Annotated in this window: 1 protein-coding gene and 1 pseudogene; one reads left to right on the forward strand and one right to left on the reverse strand. The window is 30.2% G+C overall.

What is annotated here, in order from left to right; all coding sequences use genetic code 11:
- Window positions 1–126 precede the first annotated feature (126 nt).
- A pseudogene (locus ACYVLS_RS09100) lies at window positions 127–569 on the reverse strand (helix-turn-helix domain-containing protein); the annotation flags it as partial.
- 163 nt (window positions 570–732) lie between these two features.
- Here ACYVLS_RS09100 and ACYVLS_RS09105 point away from each other — a divergent pair.
- Window positions 733–2,919 (forward strand): TrlF family ATPase, encoded by a 2,187-nt coding sequence (locus ACYVLS_RS09105; RefSeq protein ID WP_460323773.1) that lies wholly within the window; start codon window positions 733–735, stop codon window positions 2,917–2,919.
- Window positions 2,920–3,030: the final 111 nt, after the last annotated feature.

Consider the following 3,030-nt stretch of genomic DNA (forward strand, 5'->3'; position numbering starts at 1 on the left):
TACCTTTACCATAGCAGAATGGGGTTCTTTTTTCATCACTTAAGGGGTGAAACTAAAAAAGTAATTATCAGACTGCCGTTAGGCAGTTTCATACGGTTTCAATTAAAAAGTATGAATTATTCAGGAAGAATAAACAGTTTTAAACGTTGGTATATTCTCTACAGGATGCTTTTTTCTATAAAGAGCTATAAATGTCTTTATGTTGTAGAGACGCTGTTCCCTTTAAACCACCCTTTAGTGAAAGCATCTTCCAGCGCAGAGAAGAAAGCGTTCGAGAAAGAGACAATCTTTTTGCGGACACTCTTTGCTCGTCGTTTTTCATAAACAGATTGACCGGAATCTGAATAGTACACAGTGACTTTCTTATTATAGCCATTAATCTGTTTGATTTGTTCTACTTTGCCTCGATTGATTTCTCTATGGATTGTGGAACGGTTACGCCCAAGGCGTCTGCCTATCTCTGCTATATTAACATCTTCGTTTAACCATTTTTCTATCAGTTGTCTTTCTTTAAAATCTAAATGAGTGAATGCTCGAGTCTGATTTGTGTTATAATTACCTGTGGACATGAAGATTCTCCTTTGCTTATTTTGTGGTGATTTAAGTATAACGAATCTTCATGTCTTTTTGTATTTTCAGAAATTACTGGGTGTTGCAATTCATTTTACAACACACCAATAAAATATTTTATAAATTTGAATAGCATTATTTAAAAGAAAGGTGGAAAATGATATGGATAAAAACAGAGGTTCCCAATTTAGGAAATGGGATTTACATCTGCACTCATTGTATTCTCAGTTGAATAACAATTACGGCATAAATACGGATTCAGATGAAAAGAATCGAGAGAATCTCTTAAGAAAAATTCAAGAAAGTGGAATTGAAGTGGTTGGGCTGACAAACTATTTTAAATTTGAAGAAGAGGATTTTCATTTGAAAAAATACCTTGAAGCAAATGGGGTAATAACTTTTTTAAATTTAGAAGTTCGCCTATCTAATATAAACAAAAATGGGGAGCTTTTTGATTACCATATTATCTTTGACAATAATCTAGACCAAAGAGTTATAGAAAATCTACAAGGAGAATTAAAAGCAAATATAGGAAATGATGAGAAATCATTTAATTTACTTGAGAAGAATGAAATAGAGAACTCTGCACATGTACCATTTTCTAATCTATATGATGTGTTACATAAAAATGGGGATTTAAAAGATAAGTTTTTAACAGGTTTTCTTTCTCGTGGACATGGGAGTGCTACCAGCGATGCAAGTAAAAAAAATATGTCTGTATATGAAGACATATGTATAAAATCAGATTTTATAATCCATTCGAGTTGTAATGATCCTGAAAACTGTAAAGATAAAAACTGTAAACATAATAACCTATCAAAAGATAGAGAATATTGGTTAAAAAAGTCAAAATATACTAAGCCGCTTTTACAATCATCTGATGCACATTCATTTAATCAAATAGGGAACAAGTTTTCTTGGATTAAAGCTGATAAGACCTTTGAAGGATTTAAGCAAATACTGTTCGAGCCTGAAGACAGAATTTGCTTGGATATCGAGAAACCTACTCTTGAGAAAGATGAACTTGTAATAGATAGAATAGTTTATGAAGATCGAGAAATATATTTGTCAGAACATTTAAATTCAATTATTGGAGGCCGTTCAACTGGAAAGTCAACTTTCTTAAATTCAATAGCAAATAGACTTGGTAAAAAAGTTGACGAAAATAAATTTATGTTTGACGAAGCAGATAAATTTAAACTTTTTTGGCGTGACCAGACGGAAGATTATAAGAGACAAATAGAATATATTCCCCAAGAATTTATGTTTAGATTAGCTGAAAATGAGAACTCATTAAACAACCTTGTAAATAGAATTATTAAAGCAAAAAGGCTAGATACAAAAATTGAGGATTACAGGATTAATTGCAGAAATTTAAATTCTGAAATTCAAAAGCACTTAGATGAATATTTTGAAACCCAGGAAAAATTACTAAATTTGCAAAAGCCTGAAGTAGAAGAGCAATCGACTTTAAAAAGACTAGACAGTTATGTTGAACAGCGTCAAGAGATTCTTGGTAAAAATAACTTTACTGAAGAAGAAAAAGATGCATTTCAAAGACTTGTTATAGATAAGGAAAAATTAGAGAGCGAAACCGAAGAGGCTCAGGAGCAGATTGAAGAACTTGGAAAACTAAAGTATCAAGAATTCCATATACAATTTGATTATGATAATAGACTAGTTAGAGAAATAAAAGATGACTTAATAGATTTCAACGAAGAAATAAATAGAGAGCTTAAGAACAAATTTAATGCAAAAATAATTGAATGGTCTAACTTAATTGATCAGAGAATCAATACTTTTCAAGTTGAAATCAATAATATTCAAGATGATAAAGTATACAAAATGGGATTGGAAATTTCAGAAACTAATAATGAACTCTTAACTTTAGATAAACGAATAAAAGCGGAAAATGCAGCATTAGATACAATCAAAACTTATAAGGAACAGAGAAAATTTATTGAAAATGAAATTTCAAGGTGCCAAGATGAAATTATTATTAAATACAAATCATATAAAAACTTAAGAGAATCCTTAGAAAAAGAATTTGAAATTGCTGAAAATGATTTAGAAATTAAGTTAGAATTTAAACAGATAGATTTTTATGATGAGTTTGCATTCATTAATGGTCAAGGAAATTCCAAAGCTAAATTCATTGAGAAGTTAGAAGTCGACTTTGATTCGGAAATAGAAACTATTTTTATGAAAAGAGATCTAAAATATAATAATAATAAAACAGAATCTGATTTAATCAATAGTTTCTTCAGGACTCATTTCTATGATTATGATTTTAAAATAATATATCAAAACGATGAGTTCAAACAGATGTCCCCGATAAAGTCCATATAATTGTGTAAAAGCAAAAAGGCCATGTAAGGTCCTTTTACGGTACAATGTTTTTAACCACAAAAACATACCCAGGAGGACTTTACATGACCCAAGTACATTTTACACTGGAAA

It is taken from the genome of Alkalibacterium psychrotolerans (assembly GCF_054784355.1).

Excerpts from the sequence above, each read along its gene's own strand:
- ACYVLS_RS09105 (WP_460323773.1), top strand. The coding sequence starts at position 733 with ATGGATAAAAACAGAGGTTCCCAATTTAGGAAATGGGATTTACATCTG.